Consider the following 824-nt stretch of genomic DNA (forward strand, 5'->3'; position numbering starts at 1 on the left):
GCGGTCTTGTGTGCGTGGTCGAGGCGCTGACGCCGCACTCTGCCGTGCAGGGCCGCGACGCGCTCTACGGCCCGCTGGTGGTTGTTGGTGCGGTTCTTCGCCTTGCAGCGCGGATACCGGGACAGTGCCCGCTGTGCGGCCTCCAGCTTGGCGGCGGCCTTGCGGGCGTGGCGTGGGTTGTCGACGTGCTCACCGTTGGACGTGGTGAGGAACGACGCTATGCCCATGTCGATGCCGACCATGCTGCCGGTCGGGGTCAGCGGCTCGGGCTGCGACTGCTCGGCGGTCAGGACAACGTACCAGCGCTTGCCTTCGCGCTTGACGGACACGGTCTTGACCTTGCCGGCCACCGGCCGGTGCTGGTTGACCTTGACGTGCCCGACACCTTGGAGCCGGACGCGGGTGACGGGGTCGTGCGGGGTGGAGTCCCAGCGGCAGCCGTCCCCGTCCTTGGGGAAGTCCACCGTGTCGAACCAGTTCACACCCCGAAAGCGCGGGTAGCCCGGCGTATCGCCGGACTTGATACGGCGGAAGAACGCGGCGAACGCCTTGTCCAGACGGCGAAGTGTCGCCTGCTGGCTGGAGAACGACCACCGGCCCTGACGCTCCGGGTCGAAGGAACGGATCTCCTTGAGCTGTGCGGACTGCCGACCGTATTTGATGCTCGTCTTCGACGTGTGCCGGTAGGCGTCACGGCGTTCCTGCAACGCGCCGTTGTAGAGCGAGCAGTGATCGGCCAGCATCGCGGCGAGCGCAGCGGCCTGGCCCACGGTGGGCCGCATGAGGAACTTGTACGCACGGATCATCCAGCCCACCCCCTTCCG

General features: G+C 67.8%; 1 protein-coding gene. It reads right to left on the reverse strand.

Annotation, left to right across the window (positions count from 1 at the left end; translation table 11 throughout):
• Positions 1 to 806 (reverse strand): RNA-guided endonuclease TnpB family protein (locus KUM40_RS26535; protein WP_217168716.1); only part of this gene is annotated, 806 nt, incomplete at its 3' end.
• Positions 807 to 824 lie beyond the last annotated feature (18 nt).

The organism is Streptomyces sp. AC512_CC834, assembly GCF_019049325.1.
Lineage (GTDB): Bacteria > Actinomycetota > Actinomycetes > Streptomycetales > Streptomycetaceae > Streptomyces.